Origin of the sequence: Bacteroides sp. 41_26 (assembly GCF_949740115.1) — a bacterium.
GTDB classification, from domain to species: Bacteria; Bacteroidota; Bacteroidia; order Bacteroidales; family Bacteroidaceae; genus Bacteroides; species Bacteroides nordii.
On the sequence record NZ_CATJGZ010000067.1, the window covers coordinates 126,147 to 143,763 of the forward strand.

At 39.7% G+C, this 17,617-nt stretch carries 12 protein-coding genes; 4 read left to right on the forward strand and 8 right to left on the reverse strand.

The features are described 5' to 3' along the window. Window positions 1–69: 69 nt before the first annotated feature. Complete coding sequence (locus tag QX565_RS08995) at window positions 70–1,224, reverse strand: chorismate transformation FkbO/Hyg5 family protein (RefSeq protein WP_289292582.1); 1,155 nt, start codon at window positions 1,222–1,224, stop codon at window positions 70–72. Between the two features lie 11 nt (window positions 1,225–1,235). Beyond that, window positions 1,236–3,023 carry a YncE family protein gene (locus QX565_RS09000; RefSeq protein ID WP_289292583.1) on the reverse strand — a complete coding sequence of 596 codons (1,788 nt, stop codon included), beginning with the start codon at window positions 3,021–3,023 and terminating at the stop codon, window positions 1,236–1,238. 606 nt (window positions 3,024–3,629) lie between these two features. Between QX565_RS09000 and QX565_RS09005 the strand changes: the two genes are divergently transcribed. From QX565_RS09005 to QX565_RS09020, 4 genes are read left to right on the forward strand one after another with little or no spacing between them, the layout of a single operon-like run. Further along, the gene (locus QX565_RS09005) at window positions 3,630–6,815 is read left to right on the forward strand and encodes a SusC/RagA family TonB-linked outer membrane protein (protein ID WP_221650519.1); all 3,186 of its coding nucleotides are present in this window, start codon (window positions 3,630–3,632) and stop codon (window positions 6,813–6,815) included. 21 nt (window positions 6,816–6,836) lie between these two features. Beyond that, the gene (locus tag QX565_RS09010) at window positions 6,837–8,798 is read left to right on the forward strand and encodes a RagB/SusD family nutrient uptake outer membrane protein (protein WP_289292584.1); all 1,962 of its coding nucleotides are present in this window, start codon (window positions 6,837–6,839) and stop codon (window positions 8,796–8,798) included. Window positions 8,799–8,838: 40 nt separating this feature from the next. After that, a complete protein-coding gene (locus tag QX565_RS09015; protein WP_289292585.1) occupies window positions 8,839–10,131 on the forward strand; it encodes a DUF5000 domain-containing lipoprotein in 1,293 nt (430 codons plus the stop codon). Window positions 10,132–10,170: 39 nt separating this feature from the next. After that, the gene (locus QX565_RS09020) at window positions 10,171–10,902 is read left to right on the forward strand and encodes a DUF4998 domain-containing protein (RefSeq protein WP_289292586.1); all 732 of its coding nucleotides are present in this window, start codon (window positions 10,171–10,173) and stop codon (window positions 10,900–10,902) included. Between the two features lie 325 nt (window positions 10,903–11,227). Here QX565_RS09020 and QX565_RS09025 read toward each other — a convergent pair whose 3' ends face one another. The 6 genes from QX565_RS09025 to QX565_RS09050 form a co-directional block, all read right to left on the reverse strand. Beyond that, window positions 11,228–11,491 carry a hypothetical protein gene (locus tag QX565_RS09025; protein WP_289292587.1) on the reverse strand — a complete coding sequence of 88 codons (264 nt, stop codon included), beginning with the start codon at window positions 11,489–11,491 and terminating at the stop codon, window positions 11,228–11,230. Between the two features lie 725 nt (window positions 11,492–12,216). Beyond that, on the reverse strand, window positions 12,217–13,416 hold the full coding sequence (locus QX565_RS09030; protein ID WP_289292588.1) for an alpha/beta hydrolase family protein: 1,200 nt from the start codon (window positions 13,414–13,416) through the stop codon (window positions 12,217–12,219). 7 nt (window positions 13,417–13,423) lie between these two features. Then, window positions 13,424–16,045 carry a beta-galactosidase GalB gene (galB, locus tag QX565_RS09035; protein WP_289292589.1) on the reverse strand — a complete coding sequence of 874 codons (2,622 nt, stop codon included), beginning with the start codon at window positions 16,043–16,045 and terminating at the stop codon, window positions 13,424–13,426. A gap of 72 nt (window positions 16,046–16,117) precedes the next feature. Further along, complete coding sequence (locus QX565_RS09040; protein ID WP_155896556.1) at window positions 16,118–16,438, reverse strand: hypothetical protein; 321 nt, start codon at window positions 16,436–16,438, stop codon at window positions 16,118–16,120. Between the two features lie 238 nt (window positions 16,439–16,676). After that, a complete protein-coding gene (locus QX565_RS09045) occupies window positions 16,677–16,931 on the reverse strand; it encodes a hypothetical protein (RefSeq protein ID WP_289292590.1) in 255 nt (84 codons plus the stop codon). Between the two features lie 121 nt (window positions 16,932–17,052). Continuing rightward, the gene (locus QX565_RS09050) at window positions 17,053–17,526 is read right to left on the reverse strand and encodes a DUF8192 domain-containing protein (protein WP_289292591.1); all 474 of its coding nucleotides are present in this window, start codon (window positions 17,524–17,526) and stop codon (window positions 17,053–17,055) included. Between the last annotated feature and the right edge of the window lie 91 nt (window positions 17,527–17,617).

Genomic DNA, 17,617 nt, shown 5'->3' on the forward strand with positions numbered 1-17,617 from the left:
TAACCTTACAACTTTATAACCCTATAACCTCATAGTGCAACCTCCTTCTCCCCTCTCCATTCTCCATTCTCAAATAACCCCCATTCCCTCAATCTCAATCAGAAGTTCAGAGCGACAAACATCCGTAAGAGTATATATAGCTGGAAGATCAGGATACTGACGGGTGATAACCTCACAAGCCTTTGCCATATCCTCCCATCTTTTGACGTAAACACGAAAGCAGATATAGGATGCATCTTCCGTCACCGGAATGCCCGATTCCCTAAGATTTTCGGCCGAAACAAGATATTTAATATTCTCCAGCGTCGCAAGTGTTTGTTCTTCAATCCCCACTCCTTCCAGACTTTGTTCACCTCGGATAGCAGCAGTACCGGAGATATAGACAAATCCATGATCTTCCTTCCATATAGCCTTGGCACGTTCAAACTTAGGAGTAGTCTTTTTATCAAGCTTCTCATCCTTTTCACCCTGCAATACATTCTGTGAATAGGCATGGGCAGAGACCTGTAACGGATTATCTACCGGTTTCACACAAACCGTTTCATCCTGGCAGAGCAGAGCATCAATATCAATCATTACCCCTCCCCACTGAGTACCGATACCAGTAGCCGCCGGATAACCGTCTGCCCACTGTACGGACTGATAAAACAAAGAACGGGCATCGTTAAAGTCCTGATAATGCTGATGTCCCGTGACATCACAATCTGTTATTTTCTCAATGTAATTCCATTGGCGTACAATAGAAGAAACAGGCATCTGTTCGGCAACCATTATATGAGAAATTGTTCTGAACACCTCATCCGCCTGACTGCGGATAGTAGCATGAAGCACATCGCCAATAATCCCACTCATAAACAGACGCTTGCATCCTTTACGCTCAATTGTAATATAAGGCACATTATCCAATGTTTTATAACAGATACAGTCAGCATCCGTCAACACCACTTCATGTACTTCCATCACGAGACCTTGCGGACATGGAGGTTGGGCAACATAACTCACTGTAGGAGCCGTATTTCCAAATCGCTCAGCAATAACATTACGAATCTGACTGAAACGTTCACAGTATTCTTCATTATTTTGGGGTGCACCGAATACTACAATGCGTACCGGTGTATAGACTGCCTCATACAAAGCCATCAACTGAAAAAGCATCTCCTTAAAAGACCCTTTTCCCGTTTGATAAAGCCTATGAACGATTTCTATATTTGTTTCCAATATCATATTTTTCATGTTTAGAGAGAATTCACATATTCTACGAGTTCATCTATTTCCTTATCAGATACTTTTTTATCAATACCATGCTTATGAACCGTAAAAACATCTTTCATCGTAGCAGCCCTTCCATCAAATAAGTAAGGAGCCGTACGCCATACTTCCCGAAGGGTCGGTGTATCCCATCCATTTTCAAATTCAACATCTTCTCCAATACGATGCATTTTCATATCGGTATAATAGGGTCCCGAATGACATTCGTCACACTTTAGTTTTTCATATACCTTACGGCCGCGCTGTGCTTTCTCCGAAAGCTCGCCATTCACCAGATATGGACTGGGAACAGGTTTAAGATCCATCAGATATTCATCTACACAATCTGCAAAATCTTCCGGAAGATCAGTAAACTGAATCAATTTATATCCGGCACGCACAGCTACATTGGCAGAAACACGGATACCCGAAATCATATTGGGAGGTGTAACGTGTGAGAAAAGTAAACTTTTACAGTTCTTCGGATTACCGATGCCATCATTCATCAAATCCCAGTTCATACCATCTGTACGGGCATCTCCCGGATGGCATCCGTTGCACGACTGCCAGTTCTGGAAACAGTGCTCCGCATCATTAAAGTACTTCTCACCACGTTGTATACGACTCTCTACCCGGTTCTGTACCAAAGGCACAGCATCTACCTGATGCGTATTCAAATCAACAATATTCAATGTATCCGAAAAATAAGTGGGGACAATCGCCTTTCCATCTTTCAGTATCAAACTGCGCGGACCGTTCCCTGCCAATGCTACCCGATCCCGAAGACCATACAAAAAACGAAGATCATATGTCAATGCATCTTTTTGCGGATAAGCATTAAACTTCTGAATAAAACCGGGATAATCAATCACACTGATATCATGTGTACCGGAGTGGCTGATAACTATTTTATTATCCGCACATTTCACATCCCATATACCAGCTGCACCACGTTCGGGTTCATCCAGCAATACCGCACCCTCAAATTTCAGACTTTCCAGATTAACAATGCTGATAGCACTGGTATTCATCCAACCTTGTTGTAACTGTGAAGTAGGTACCTGAAAGCGTCCCAGATTATGCGTTATCAATAAATAACGGCTATCGGGAGAAAGCGTCATACCACGTAGAGCATTACTCCCGTTAGCCAACTGGATATCGCGTACCTTATGAAAACTTTTCAAATCAATAACCGAAACACATGCTGCCACTGTATCTATATCAGCCCGTTGTTGGGGAAGATAATTGGTAACGAACAAATACTTTCCATTCGGATCAAGTATAGATGATTTAGGCTCACGAAGTACTTTTACTTCACGCGTCACTTTATTACTCCCTAAATCAATTTCAGAAACTGTTGTTGAGAACTGATTACAAACGTACAGTCTATTCGATTTCTCATCTGCCAGAGGGAAACAAGCTCCCGAACCGGTTGGTATATATTCTTTTGAATCTCCCGAGGCGGAAAGAATATACACTCCATTCTTATCTCCAGTAACTGTGGCATAGATTTTATCCCCAGCTACAGCTACCCCACTGGGTACAGCATCCAAATCCCACTTTTGCAAACTCTCCTTCCAGTCAGACGAATAAAGGACTAATCGTTTCGTCCCTTTTTGCGATGTAATGACGCCTGCTTTATACGGAGTTAACCCAGTTATAAACAAAGGATCACCTTCAGATTGAACCGCCTGACGGAAAGTAAACCCCACCAAAACAGCAGAAGCCAATAGTACAAAAAAAGACTTTATTCCAATATGCGTATGCTTTCTCATGGTCGATTATTTTTTATTCACCCACAAAGTTAGCCGTTAATAGCTATCACCATTATCACTATAATCTCATAGACTTATAATAGCGTATCAACTATCATAGAAAATATTTATATAACAGGATATGAGACGAGGCTAACAGCTATATTTTCAGGACGAGAAAGAGGACTACGCGATACTTATTTCTTAAAAAGCAATAACTATAATATAATAAAACACAGATCAACTATTTACGATTAGACGATTTACGATGTACGATTGAAGTTACTCTTTTAAAAACCTGTTTCAGTGTTGTTAGAAACAGAGTAATCCCAATCGTACATCGTAAATCGTCTAATCGTAAATATATTCATCTTGATCTGCTTTCTGTATTCACCTACCCAGCCCCCTCTGATTTGCCAACCAAAACACAATCCATTTGAAATTTTATCTCATTTTACTATCAATAGCGTCCCAAAAACGATTCAGAGACAAATAAAGTAGTATTTGAAACAATACATAAAAACATCTTTTCACGATTTAATACCTTTGCAGCACCAAGTGTTAACGCACACATCGATAACATTTGTGAAATTATACTTTTTATTAATTAAAATCTAATTAAAGAAGATGAAAAACAATTTTCCTTTTCTAACCAAAAGGTGTAGCGCAATGCTACTATTGTTGGGCATGTTAGGTTCCTTTCCAAATTATGGAGTTACCGCTTTTGCCACCTCTCCATCTGTTCCGGGCGTCACACAATCCCGAAACATCACATTGAAAGGTACCATTATTGACGAAACCGGAGAAACTGTTCCGGGAGCTGCTATCCAGGTAGTAGGTACACCAAGAGGGGTAACGACAGATATGGATGGTACATTCTCGATTGATGTACCCAAAGGAGCCAAACTCGAAATTACGTATTTGGGTATGGAATCCCAAACAATCACAGTAGGTGATAAAAATAACCTTAGAATCATACTAAAACAAAAAGTAGACGAGCTGGATGAAGTTACCGTTGTTGCTTTTGCCAAGCAGAAAAAAGAAAGCGTGCTTGCATCTGTATCAACGATCAAACCGGCAGAGCTGAAAGCACCTACAAGTAACCTTACTACAGCACTTGCCGGACGTGTAGCAGGTCTTATCTCCTATCAGCGTAGTGGTGAACCGGGTGCAGACAATGCAGACTTCTTTGTACGTGGTGTAACAACCTTCGGATACGCAAAGTCACCGCTTATCCTGGTAGATGATGTAGAAATGGAATCAGAAGACTTAGCACGTCTGCAAGTAGATGACATTGCCAGTTTCTCTATCATGAAAGATGCTACGGCAACTGCTCTCTATGGTGCACGTGGTGCTAATGGTGTTATTCTGGTAACTACAAAGCAAGGTTCTGAAGGTCCAAGTAAGATTTCAGCCCGTTTTGAAACGTCTATTTCTGCTCCGACAAAAGAGGTGAAATGGACGGATCCTATTACTTATATGAATATGTATAACGAGGCTATCACTACACGTGACCCGTCGTCTCCCGCCCGTTATAGCCAACAGAAGATAGACAATACAATTGCCGGTCTGAACCCCAATGTGTTCCCTGCGGTTGACTGGTATGATATGTTGCTGAAGAACCACACAACCAACTTGCGTGGTAATCTGAATCTAAGCGGTGGTGGTAAAGTAGCCAGATACTATGTAGCCGGATCACTGTCACACGACGCCGGTATCTTTAAAAATGCCAAAGCAAACGGATTCGACAATAACATCAGTCTATTCAAATATTTGCTTCGTAGTAACGTAGATATCAATGTTAGTAAATCAACATTGGTAAGAGTACGCTTGCAAGCTACAATGGACGATTATACCGGTCCGGTACATTCAGGAAGTGACCTGTACAAAATGATTTCTCAATCGAGTCCGGTAGAATATCCGGCTTATTACCAACCGGACAAAGCCAACGAAACGACTCCATACATTCTCTATGGTGGTAGTGAAAATACTTTTATCAATCCCTATGCTGAATTGATGAAAGGTTATCAGGACAGACAGAATTCTACAATTTTTGCTCAAATGGAATTGGAGCAGGATTTAGGTTTCATATTGAAAGGACTGAAACTGAGAGGTATGTTTAATACCAACCGAAAAACCAATTACAGTATTGACCGTACATATAAACCTTACTACTTCACTGCAGGAGGTTACAACCCGGCTCAGAATACTTACTTCCTGACTTGTCTTAATCCCTCTGCCGGTACAGACTATCTGGCTGTTGGAAATGAAAATAAGGAAGTTATCAACTCCACTTATTTCCAGGGAACACTGACTTATAATCACACCTTCAATAAGAAGCATGCTATTAGTGGTTTGTTGGTATATTATTTGCGTGATGAAAAGAACTCTAAGAAAACCAGTACCATACAGTTATCCCTTCCTTACCGTAATATGGGTCTCTCAGGACGTGTAACTTATGCTTTTGACGACCGTTACTTCTTCGAAGGTAACTTCGGTTACAACGGTTCTGAACGTTTTTCTGAGAAAGAGCGTTATGGATTCTTCCCTTCAGCCGGTTTAGGATACATTATCAGTAATGAGCCGTTCTATCCGGAATCACTGAAAAAAGTACTTAGCAAACTGAAACTGAAAGCAACCTTCGGTTTAGTAGGAAATGACCAGATCGGTGCGAAAGAAGACCGTTTCTATTATCGCTCGGAAGTTAATCTGAACAATGGTAGTTATGGATATACATGGGGAAATGACTATACCGGTCTGCACTCTGTAAATGGTGTTAGTATCAATCGTTATGCCAACGATGATATCACCTGGGAAACTTCACGTAAAACCAATTTAGGTGTGGAAATCGGTCTTTTCAATGACCTCGAATTACAGGTGGATGTTTATCGTGACTACCGTTATAATATCCTGATGTCTCGTGCTTCTCTTCCGGGTTCTATGGGATTACAGGCTAGTATTAAATCCAATTTGGGTGAAGCAATCAGCCAAGGTATCGATATCTCTTTAGACTATAATCATGCGTTCAAAAATGGTTCTTACATGCAGGCACGTGCCAACCTGACTTGGGCAGGTGGTAAATACAAAGTATACGAAGAACCAGATTACAGCAAAACACCATGGTTATCACGTATCGATCAAAAACTGAAACAAACATGGGGATATGTAGCCGAACGTCTCTTTATTGATGATAATGAGGTCTACAACAGCCCGACTCAATTCGGAGAATGCCGTGGTGGTGATATCAAATACGTAGATATCAATGGTGACGGACAAATTACCGCTCTTGATAAAGTACCCCTTGGATATCCTGACGAAAGCCCGGAAATTGTTTACGGTTTCGGTTTGACGTATGGTTGGAAAGGACTTGATATCTCTTGTTTCTTCCAGGGTTCTGCCCGTGAATCATTCTGGATGGACTATAATGTAATGCATCCATTCACCGGCTCAGGTAGCGGAACTCAGGTAATGCAAGCCATTGCCGACAGTTACTGGAGTGAACGTAATCAGGATGTATACGCTTTCTGGCCCCGTTTGTCTTCTACTGTATCTTCAAATAACTCTCAAACCAGTACTTGGTTTATGCGTGACGGTTCATTCCTTCGCCTGAAATCAGTGGAAATTGGATATACACTCCCGAAAAAGATATTAAAGAAGCTCCATATGAACACCATCCGTATTTACTATAGCGGAACTAATTTATTGTGTTTCAGTAAATTTGATACATGGGATCCTGAAATGACAAGTATGGATAAAGGATTTAAATATCCACTCCAACGCGTAAATAATATTGGTGTTAACTTCTCATTCTAATCATACAATAAACAGATCAAAATGAAAAAGAAATATTTATCTATATTGGCCCTCTCAATGGCGCTGACTACAAGTTGTAATTTTCTTGATGTCATGCCCGACAAATTGGGAACCATTGAATATGCATTCCGTGATCAGGTGAGTGCAGAAAAATATCTGGCCACATGTTACTCATACATACCAAGCCAGTTTGCTACAAATGACGTCTATATGTATGGTAACGAAATAACCGCTTATAATAATGTTCAGACCAATGGTATGAAACTATTATTAAACGGAAATAGTGTCACTTCTGTCAGTATGGGATCATGGAACAACTTCTATCAGGCTATACGCCATTGTAACATCTTCCTTGAAAACGTAGATCAGGTACGCGATCTTGAAGAATACGATAAAGTTCGTTGGGTACTCGAAGTGAAATTCCTGAAAGCATATTACCATTGGATGCTGGTACAGAAGTATGGTCCTATCGTTGTAGTACGTGACAATCTTCCTATCACCAGTCAACCGGAAGAAGTACGTCTGCCGAGAGAACCGCTGGACGACTGTATCGAATATATTATCAGTCTACTTGACGAATGTATCGGAAGCAATCTTGACGAAGAAGAAGATTCGGGAATTCATCTGCCGGATAAAATAGAAATGGCAATGACTGAATATGGTCGTATCACCCGCCCTATTGCTGCCGCATTAAAAGCAAAAATCCTGGTACACATGGCCAGTCCGTTCTTTAATGGTAATAGTAATAACTATGCCGGATTCAAAGATAAAGATGGCAAAGCATTGTGGCCTACTACTTACGACCCTGCAAAATGGACTCGTGCAGCCCAAGCATGTAAAGAAGCAATCAAATATTGCGAAATGGGAAATCACGAACTTTACCATTATACAAATCTGGGTACGCTGAAAATTTCAGAAGATACACGCAAAATCTTAACTTTCAGCCAACTTATCACAGATCATGCCAACAATCAGGGAGAATACATCTGGTCAAACAGAATCAACCTGAGTACAAAAGATTATCAGTTCAACATGATGCCTGCACTCAATGCTTATTGCCGTACGGCACGTCTGAATTCACACTGGAATCCAACATTGGAATTTATTGAGAATTTCTATTCCTCTAATGGTGTACCCATTGAAGAAGATAAAGACTGGAATGCAAACGGTTGGTATAAATCACGTTATGAAGTAACTCGTGGTGACGCTGTGCAAAAGTTATACATTGAACAGAATTACCCGACAGCCCGTCTGAATACTTACCGTGAGCCACGTTTCTACGGTGATGTTGCATTTGACGGTTCAGTATGGTTCGGAGCCGGTAGAACAGATGAATCTAAATCTCAAACAGTGAAGGTGCTTGCCGGCGATCCGACAAACTATCCTGCCGGACGTAACGGTAACCAATACTATTCTACAACCGGATACTTCATACGTAAGTTGACGCCTTATACTACTTATGTTACGGAAGATTCAAAGACAGAGTTTAAGGGGACAAACTATGCTTTCCCTATTATCCGTCTGGCAGACCTTTATCTGCTCTATGCAGAAGCATTGAATGAGTCATTGAGTGCTCCAAATGAAGAGGTATATAAATACATCAATCTAGTACGTGAGCGCGCCTTCCTTCCAACCGTTGAAGATGCATGGGCAAATCATTCTATAACCCCGGACAAATACCTGACTAAAGACGGTATGCGTGATATTATTCAACAAGAACGTATCCTTGAACTTGCATTTGAAGGTCATTACTTCTATGATCTGCGTCGCTGGGCTAACGGTACAAAGAAAAGTAAATTTGATATTTTCGAACAATTCAATAAAAAGATTCGTGGCTGGAATGTAGAAGGAGAAACTGTAGAAGATTTCAATAAAATAAAAATTTACTATTCACCGAAGTTCACTCAAAGAGATATGTTATGGCCTATTGCTGAAAGTGAAATGATGATTAACACCAATTTGGTGCAAAATCCGGGCTGGTAATTAACCTATATCTTTTACAATATTAAAACAAAACGTAATCATGAAAAAAATATTCTTATTACTGCTCGCCGCAGGAGCCCTGTTTTCCTGCCAGGAAGAATTCATCGGACAATATCCGGTGGATAACATCCCACCCAAACCAATAACTAACGTGGAACAGGTGGAACAAGTATCAGGAGGTGCCATATTGAGTTATGTACTGCCGGATGATCGCGATTTGCTATATGTACAAGCCGAATATACACTGGATACAGGTGAAAAAATGGTAGTAAAATCGTCTATGTACGGAACTCAGATCAAAATAGACGGTTTTGCCAAAGCCGAACCACGCCAAGTAACATTGTATGCTGTAGACCGTAGCCATAACTTTTCTACTCCGGTAGAATTTACCGTCAACCCGGCACAATCTGCTATTTATGACGTAGAAAACTCAATGGAGTTGATACCAACTTTCGGTGGAATGCAAGTTAGCTGGGAAAACCCGACAGGAGGAAACATCGTGATAATGGTATCGGAAGATATCATGGAAGGTTCGGATGTACAGCAGAATGTGGGTAATTATTACTCAAGTGCCAAAGATGGTACAGCGTATATACGTGGATATGAAGCCGTACCCCATACTTTTTATGTACAGGTTAGAGACCGCTGGGGAAATAAAACAGATGTTAAATCGGTGACTCTGGTACCTCTTTACGAAGAATTTATCAAACCGAAAGATGAAACACAACAGTATTTCAAAAAATGGAATGATGACCCGGATATACCTTACAGACAGTATAGTACTAACTATACCATCGAAAAATTGTGGGATGGTAAAACGATGTACGGTACCAGCAGCAGTAACTTTTTCCATACACCTGCCGGATACCCATTCCCGGTATGTTTCACATTCGATATGGGACGTACCTTCCGTCTGAGCCGTTTCAAACTCTATCAGCGTGGTACTGCCGACTGGGTTTACAATCACGGTAATCCGAGAATATTCAAAGTATACGGTTCACCTGATGACAAAGCACGTGTGAATCCGGTTAACGAAGGTGAACATCCATGGACGCTGCTGGGCGAATATGAATCAATTAAACCATCAGGATTGCCGGTAGGTAAAAAGAGCTGTACGGATGAAGATATCGAAAAAGGTGCCGGAGGTGAAGATTATGACTTCACTTATGGTTCTGCTTACGAAGTACGTTATCTTATGTTCCAAATTGACAAAACCTGGGGAGGTACTGAGATGATACATATTTCCGAATTAGAATTCTGGGGACAAGACCCGAATAAAGAATCTACCCCGGAACCGGAACCAGAGCCAGAACCGGAAACTCCTGCCGAGTAAATAAGGAAAGAAAAAAGTAACTATTAAACGATTAAAAGAATGAAAAAGATAAATTATATACTGATCGCTGCTGTATCTGCTTTATGCGCTTGCTCAGATATGAACTCTTTGCATGATAAATACTTGGCGGATGGTGAAACGATCTATCTGGCACGCTTCGATTCTGTGAAGATCTATCCCGGAAAAGAAAGAGTAAAAGTGCTCTATTGGCTTTCAGATCCAAAGGTAGCAACAACTACCGCTATGTGGAGTATGGACAGGGAAAGCGGTGAATACGAAGTACACAAAACAACTCCGGACAATCCGGGTAGTTTCATAATCACAGGCCTGGATGAAGGAAGCTACAGCTTTAACTTCTACAACAATAATGCAGAACATGATCTCCGCTCTATCAAATATAGTATAACAGCTATCAGCTACGGGGATTCTTATCAGAATGCGATTATTAATACCAGCCCTACTGATTTCACTTATCATCAAATGCCTGATAAGTATAGTTTCAAAATAAAGACGAGGTATGAAAATGCTGTAGCTTATGAAGTATGCTATACTAAAATAGACGGTACAAAGGTGACAGACTTAAGATACAACATTGCAGACTTATGTGATGAAAACGACAACATGATTTATCCGATCATGCTCGAAGGAGGAGACGATACAATGGAGATCCAACTTCGTACGGTATATCATCCGGAGCCAAACTGTATTGATGAGTTTGTAACCAGTTATGAGACGTATACTCTATCAGATCCGAATTTAGTTTTAGAATAGAATAAGTCAATCACACTATTTATTTGGTGAATAATGTAGAGAAGAGGGTACCCGTGATGGGTATCCTCTTTGTATTATATTACTATTTATATTATTCTATATCAAACAATTATCAACATCTATACTTTATATTACAAGAGTACGTATTTAAGTCTGTGTTAAATACGTACTCTTATATCCTAAAAGTACGTACTTTAATACCCCAAAAGTATATACTTTTGTATCCACAAAAATAGATATTGAAATAGTCCGTTAAAATGTTAACGGGAAAAACAGGTATTTATCTGTTACATAAAGAATAATAAGGTTTCACATGGCTCCGGTATTATGATTTCTTCATCCACATAAACCATTTTAGCAATTTATACTTGAAGTACCTCTTTGATACAATGGATTTTGCAGTAGCCAATCTGGCAACATTTTCTTTTCCGTATTTATCTTTCTCCTTTTTTACAAGTTTCAGTGCAGCACACAACAAACAACGACTACATTTCAAGTTTGAAAGAGAAAGCTTTCTCCAATCTTTTTCAGATTCTATTTCCCAAAAGTAATCCTTCAAAAAATCATATATATTTTCAGATTCTTCCATATCCGTTTTCATCAGGCAAGGACAAGGAGAATCAGTATCAGACTCTTGCTGCCTACCAGATAAATAAAATCTGTATCTCAATATGCTCATGCTCTTTATATTATTGTATAACTGAAATTTGGTACAAAAAACGTACCCAATTCCAATATATAAGTTTTTCGGAGGTGCAGCAAACACCCCAGACACATCCTATATACTGAAAAGGTGCGTATATCGTTGATTTACAACATACAGCTCCCCATTCAGCTTAAATGTGTCTTTTGATAGTTTCGCTGCTTTCCGAAAAACACTTAAACTGATTACTCTAAAAGCGATACTTCGGGAGTATAACCGCAAAAGTAACGAAAAGAAAATACACTGCAACAAAAAGAAGTATTTATATGTCGCTTATGAATATATTTTATCCTATTGTAATACAATTTTAGTATATCTGACTGAGGTTTGTAATTATTTAAAAACTACAGATACACTCAAAAAAGAAAATGACAGACAAAAAAAGAGGACAAATGGCATTACACGATAAATTATTATATATCAACCAATTACATCTGTTATTTTTTTCCTCGTAGAGAATCATCCCGTTCCTCTAGGAGGAACACTCTGTTTGTCGTAGAGAAACGGAGCGATTCTCTACGACAAATAAACAAAAGAACTATAAGATATTACAAAGAGTTACTGTACGGAAAAGAAAAGCCCTATACTGCGTAATGAAAAATCAACATTATCTATTCCTGCAAATCTCCGGATAATTGATTACCAGAGTTATCCGTAACATTTACAAACCAACGAACAACCTTTTGAGGTAATTCAACTTTCCACTCTTTACCCGAAGGAACAGCTTCTACAAAATGCCACTCACACTTCTCCTGCTCTACATTTGTATCTGTAGTATAATAGAGAACTACTTTTTGGACAGGTGATGATGAAACAGCCTTCACAGAAAGCATGTTATCCTGTAGCCGAAACGACTTTATTTTCGGTAATGCAGGGCCATTACACAGATAATGATCTATAAAAGTACCGATTTCCTGGTTATTCCAACCATGACCATGACCATGCCTTAATTTATACTTTATCAATACCTGCCCCTTGGAAACCAATGCAGCACTCTGCGTCATACTCGGCAGATAGAAATGTACATCATTCGTACCATTCAAAAAGAGAACCGGACATTTGGCACGCGACAGATAGACAGAAGGATCATATTGCTTTATCCACGTTTCACGTTCCAATAGAGAAAGCTTATCCAACTGCTGTTTCATCCGTCCGCTTTCAGCAAGAAAGCCACATCCGTAAACAGGAACAGCCGCACGAAAACGATGATCTAATGAGGTAGCAACACTGGTCAGAACTCCTCCCCAACTGATACCGGTAAGTGCCGTACGCTTCTTGTCTACTTCAGGAAAGCTAAGCAACAAAGAATGAGATAGTATTACATCTCCTACAGCCTGATACATCCACTGTTCTTTCAATGGTAATGTCACATCAAAATAAGGGGTATCTTTACCGTTTTCTTCAAAACCGTTCTCAATATGTTCCTTATTCGCTCCATTACCGCGGGTGTCAATAGCTATGGCAGCATATCCACGACGTGCCCATAGTAACACCCATTCGCGAAAGGCTCTTCCACCCCCACCATGCACCAATACAACACCGGGGAGCTGTTTGTCTATAGAACGATCGCCTTTCAACATACCGGGTGTAGCATAAAAAGCAAAAACCTGTTTCGTATGCCCCTTATACGGCAACCCTTCAAACTGAATGGACCGGATGGAATCTTCGGCAACTACCCGATAAGCAGGTGTCTTCAGAATCTCATCACCTTCCCACGGAGTACCCTTTACATCAATATTTTGTGCTGATACACTGATTGCCAGCAAGCACATACCTGCCAGCAATCTTATTGTCTTTATTTTACTTCCCATACACAACTCACTTAACATCGGCCACCACTTGCAGACTGACCTTCTTCGTTGGAAGTCCCTCTGACTCTACTGTCAGGACAGCTTCACCCGCCTTACCGGATACAGAACGAAGAATGACCAGGCAAAGCCCATTGTATGCCTCACGTTCATGAGACTGGAAGGGAACAAAACTGGTGGCATCGCCATTATCGGTAGCTACAATCTCCACCGGACCACTAACCGAGAACTTCAACAGGTTCTTTGTACGGGGAACGGTCAACCCTTCTTTATCTACAACATCAATACGCACAAAAGACAGGTCCGTACCAGTATTTCGAAGAGTCTTCTTCTCCGGATTGACAGATAATGCAGCAGGCTGGCCTGTTGTCTTTACCTGTTGTTCCGCCCACTGTTTCCCCTCTTTATAAGCTATCGCCTTCAGTTCTCCCGGTTCATACCGAACGTCATCCCAGGTGAGACGATCATAAGAATGCTCTTTCTTCCGTCTGCCTTGCGACTTCCCGTTTAAGAAAAGTTCCACTTCGTCACCCGAAGTATAAATATGAACCGGTGTAACCTCTCCTACCCGCTCCGGCCAGTTCCAATGCGGAAGGATGTGAACCAACGGAAGTTCTTTACGCCAATAACTCTGATAATTATAGTAACGGTCTTTAGGGAATCCGCATAAATCCACAATTCCAAAATAAGAGCTACGGGATGGAGTTTTTATTTTGCCTAACTCTTCCAACTCTTTTTTAGCCGCCTCCAACTCTACAGGATCAGAGAAATTCAGCAGATTGGTCAGATCTTTATTATAAGGCGTAGGTTCTCCTAAATAATCGAACCCCGTCCACACAAATTCTCCACTCATAAACGGATATGCCTCATTCATTTTGAATTGTTCTTCCGGCATACATCCCCATCCGATAGTAGTCACATCATACGAAGAGAGTTGAAAACCGGAACGGCTGTCGTTCACATTCTTCGTCACCGGGAAGAAATATTCTCCACGGGAACTGGTAGCCGAAGAGGTCTCGCTGGCGTGATAGCGGCGTGTAGGATTCTGCTCTTTAAACAAAGGATATGTCTTATGATAATAATTCAGCCCGAATATATCCACCTGATTGACAATATCACGATAAATCGCATCCCGTTTGTTGCATCCCAACGAAGTAGGACGCGTAGGATCTTCATCATGACTGTAAGCAGTAAGATTACGGGCAATCTCTATACCCAGATCTGTAACCTGATCGTGTACCTCATTACCGATACTCCACATGATCACTGACGGATGATTCCGGTAATGACGAACCAACGAACGCATATCTGCTTCATTCCAATCATCAAACAGGATATTATAATCATTTTTCCGTTTCCCTTTATGCCAGCTATCCACAAACTCCAATTGCATCATCAAGCCCATACGGTCACAAAGAGCTACCAATTCAGGTGCAGGTGGATTATGTGAAGTACGAATTGCATTGGCTCCCATCTCTTTCATTATGCGTAACTGGCGCTCGGCTGCCACTTCATTGAAGGCTGCCCCCAATGCTCCGAGATCATGGTGCATGCAAACTCCTTTTATAGGTACTTTACGGCCATTCAGCATAAATCCCTGATCGTGAGTAAATTCAATCTCACGTATACCGAAAGGAGTCTGATAACATTCCACCTCACGACCGTCTACTTCAATGCGGGTCACTGCCACATAACAGGCGGGAGATTCAATTTCCCACAATTTAGGATTAGGCACAACAAAACCGGACTGTAACTCGGTAGTAGCTTGTTGCTCCATCTTCACTTTCATCGCAGGGCAGGAAGCCACCTTAGTGCCTTTAGGATTTCCTGTCTCGTCCTGTTCATAAATATCAGTCTTCACGCTTGCCTGCACACTCTTCCCCGTATTATTTTCCAATTGGAGGGTCATATCCATCACTGCTTTATCAGTAGAGATCTCTTTGTTACGGATAAAGGTTCCCCATTGTGCCACATGTACAGGAGATGTTTTCACCAACCATACATTCCGGTAAATTCCCGATCCCGGATACCAGCGGGAAGCATCATCCGGATTATCCAGACGGATAGCCAGTGTATTTTTCTTTCCGGCTTTCACATAAGGAGTCAGATCAAGACGGTAAGAAGCATAACCATACGGCCATCCACCGACGAATTGCCCATTACACCAGACAGACGAGTAAGACATCGCCCCATCTATATCCAGATAAATTTGTTTTCCGATATCTTTAGGATTCAACTCAAAGGATTTACGATACCAGCGTATTCCCCAATAAGGCAATTTTCCGGTAGCTCCTACATAATCTATATTAAAAGGTCCTTCAATAGCCCAGTCGTGCGGAAGGTTCAACTGCCTCCAGCTACTATCGTCAAAATCCGGTTTCACGTAAGCCACCTCGCCTCCCGGGTTTCCTGCCGGACGAATATGTTTCTGCCCCGATTTGATAAAATCATTGGCACAAGGCAGTAAATAGGGTTTCAGACGTGAATAATGCAAAGTACTATCAGCTCCACTGGGATCATTCTCCTGATATCGCCAGTCTCTATTCAAGTTTATACGCTCTTGCGAAGCAACTTCATTGCTCCACGAGAGAAAATATACACTCAACAAAATAAATATAAATGCCTTTCTCATCTTTAATGATATAAATAGTTTTATACTGTTTAATTAGTTAACGTTTTTCCGTTTTTCCTTCCGCTTGCCTTTCTAAAGCAATAACGACATTACCTGTACAACACTTATATTTTTTTTCACTTTATTATATCCCTCTTTTTCAAGAGAGAGTGAGATTTTAGGACAACCAAATATACCACCTGTCATTGAGGTAATTTCAAAATTTCCAAGACTATCCGTATATATAGCCCAGTTTCTGCTGTCTTCTTTTGCCATTACTCTTTTTACCATTACCTTATTTATTGGCAATCGGGTTTCAGAATCAACCACAACACCTTGTATATGTTGTAAACAATCACAAGAAGTAAAAACGGCAACAATAAATACCAATATAGTAACCTTTATGGATTTCATATTTTTATTTTTAAGAAAAAGTGTATCATTCCAAATCTCATAAAAAAACATCAGTATACACAAGTATTATTTATTCACAAGAAAAATCAAAATAATACCCTTTCTTAGTAGTTACAAATAATACTCCGTCTTTCGGCACATTGGGAATCCCTTTTTTCTCTGCTTTTGCTTTTGAAATTAGTTTTGTATTTTTTATATTCGTAAAATCAAACCGGTTTCTAAAGCAATTCACTTTTTTCTAATCTCTTATTATTATGTCATTTAAAATTAATAAAGGATAAACAAAACCGCGATTTACACCTACCCTTTTCTTATATTTCTCAATACTTTTATCGCTTGTTAATGGATAAACAAGAAGAGCGTCAATAGCTGAAACTACTATACTGTCATCAGAAGCAATCTGAGAAATAGTTTGCAACTTATTATTATTTTGGCATATGCTATTTGCAACACCAACCACTAAAAAGAATAGAACAAAACATATCCTTATCATTTGAACATTTTTATTTGTTTAATTACACCAATACTTCGGAAAACATCTAAAATTGACAGTCATTCAAAATATTCAATTATCGCAACAGATCATTATTAAAATTCCATTTCATACTTTTTGATTAATATTTCTTTAATCTTTTAACAACTTTTTCTATTGGCATTACAAATATATTCCCATCAGTAATAGCAGCATCATAACCTCCACTTTCTACTTTTTGAACAGCATCAAAAATATATAAACTACTACAAATGGTATAGTTATTTTTTAAACGCCTACGAGTGTCTCTAAAATATTCTATTTTACTTTTAAAAAAACCAACCTTTTTCCCTACAAGATTAAAATCTAACGTATCTACTTTAAAAACAAAATTTAAATATCGTCCTTCATATTCATTGAGTATTAAAGTACCATCCATTCCCATTTTATCTATATTCTCCAATAAGCTTTTAGGTATTTCTGAAAAATTACACACTTGTAATTCGTACCTCCGTCCAAATTCATTCATATTATTTTCATTTGAATTAGATTTATAAATAGAGGAACAACCGAATACCAACATTCCCAAACATACAATTAAAAATAACTTCTTCATACTTCTATGTTGTATTCCTAATAATTGAATACTTTTTTATTTGTTATTAACTTTATAAATCAATTAGTTATCTCTTTTCTCTCATTTTTCA

Coding starts and splice junctions, on each gene's coding strand:
- QX565_RS08995 (WP_289292582.1), bottom strand. CDS start 1,224: ATGATATTGGAAACAAATATAGAAATCGTTCATAGGCTTTATCAAACG.
- QX565_RS09000 (WP_289292583.1), bottom strand. CDS start 3,023: ATGAGAAAGCATACGCATATTGGAATAAAGTCTTTTTTTGTACTATTG.
- QX565_RS09005 (WP_221650519.1), top strand. CDS start 3,630: ATGAAAAACAATTTTCCTTTTCTAACCAAAAGGTGTAGCGCAATGCTA.
- QX565_RS09010 (WP_289292584.1), top strand. CDS start 6,837: ATGAAAAAGAAATATTTATCTATATTGGCCCTCTCAATGGCGCTGACT.
- QX565_RS09015 (WP_289292585.1), top strand. CDS start 8,839: ATGAAAAAAATATTCTTATTACTGCTCGCCGCAGGAGCCCTGTTTTCC.
- QX565_RS09020 (WP_289292586.1), top strand. CDS start 10,171: ATGAAAAAGATAAATTATATACTGATCGCTGCTGTATCTGCTTTATGC.
- QX565_RS09025 (WP_289292587.1), bottom strand. CDS start 11,491: ATGGAAGAATCTGAAAATATATATGATTTTTTGAAGGATTACTTTTGG.
- QX565_RS09030 (WP_289292588.1), bottom strand. CDS start 13,416: ATGGGAAGTAAAATAAAGACAATAAGATTGCTGGCAGGTATGTGCTTG.
- galB (WP_289292589.1), bottom strand. CDS start 16,045: ATGAGAAAGGCATTTATATTTATTTTGTTGAGTGTATATTTTCTCTCG.
- QX565_RS09040 (WP_155896556.1), bottom strand. CDS start 16,438: ATGAAATCCATAAAGGTTACTATATTGGTATTTATTGTTGCCGTTTTT.
- QX565_RS09045 (WP_289292590.1), bottom strand. CDS start 16,931: ATGATAAGGATATGTTTTGTTCTATTCTTTTTAGTGGTTGGTGTTGCA.
- QX565_RS09050 (WP_289292591.1), bottom strand. CDS start 17,526: ATGAAGAAGTTATTTTTAATTGTATGTTTGGGAATGTTGGTATTCGGT.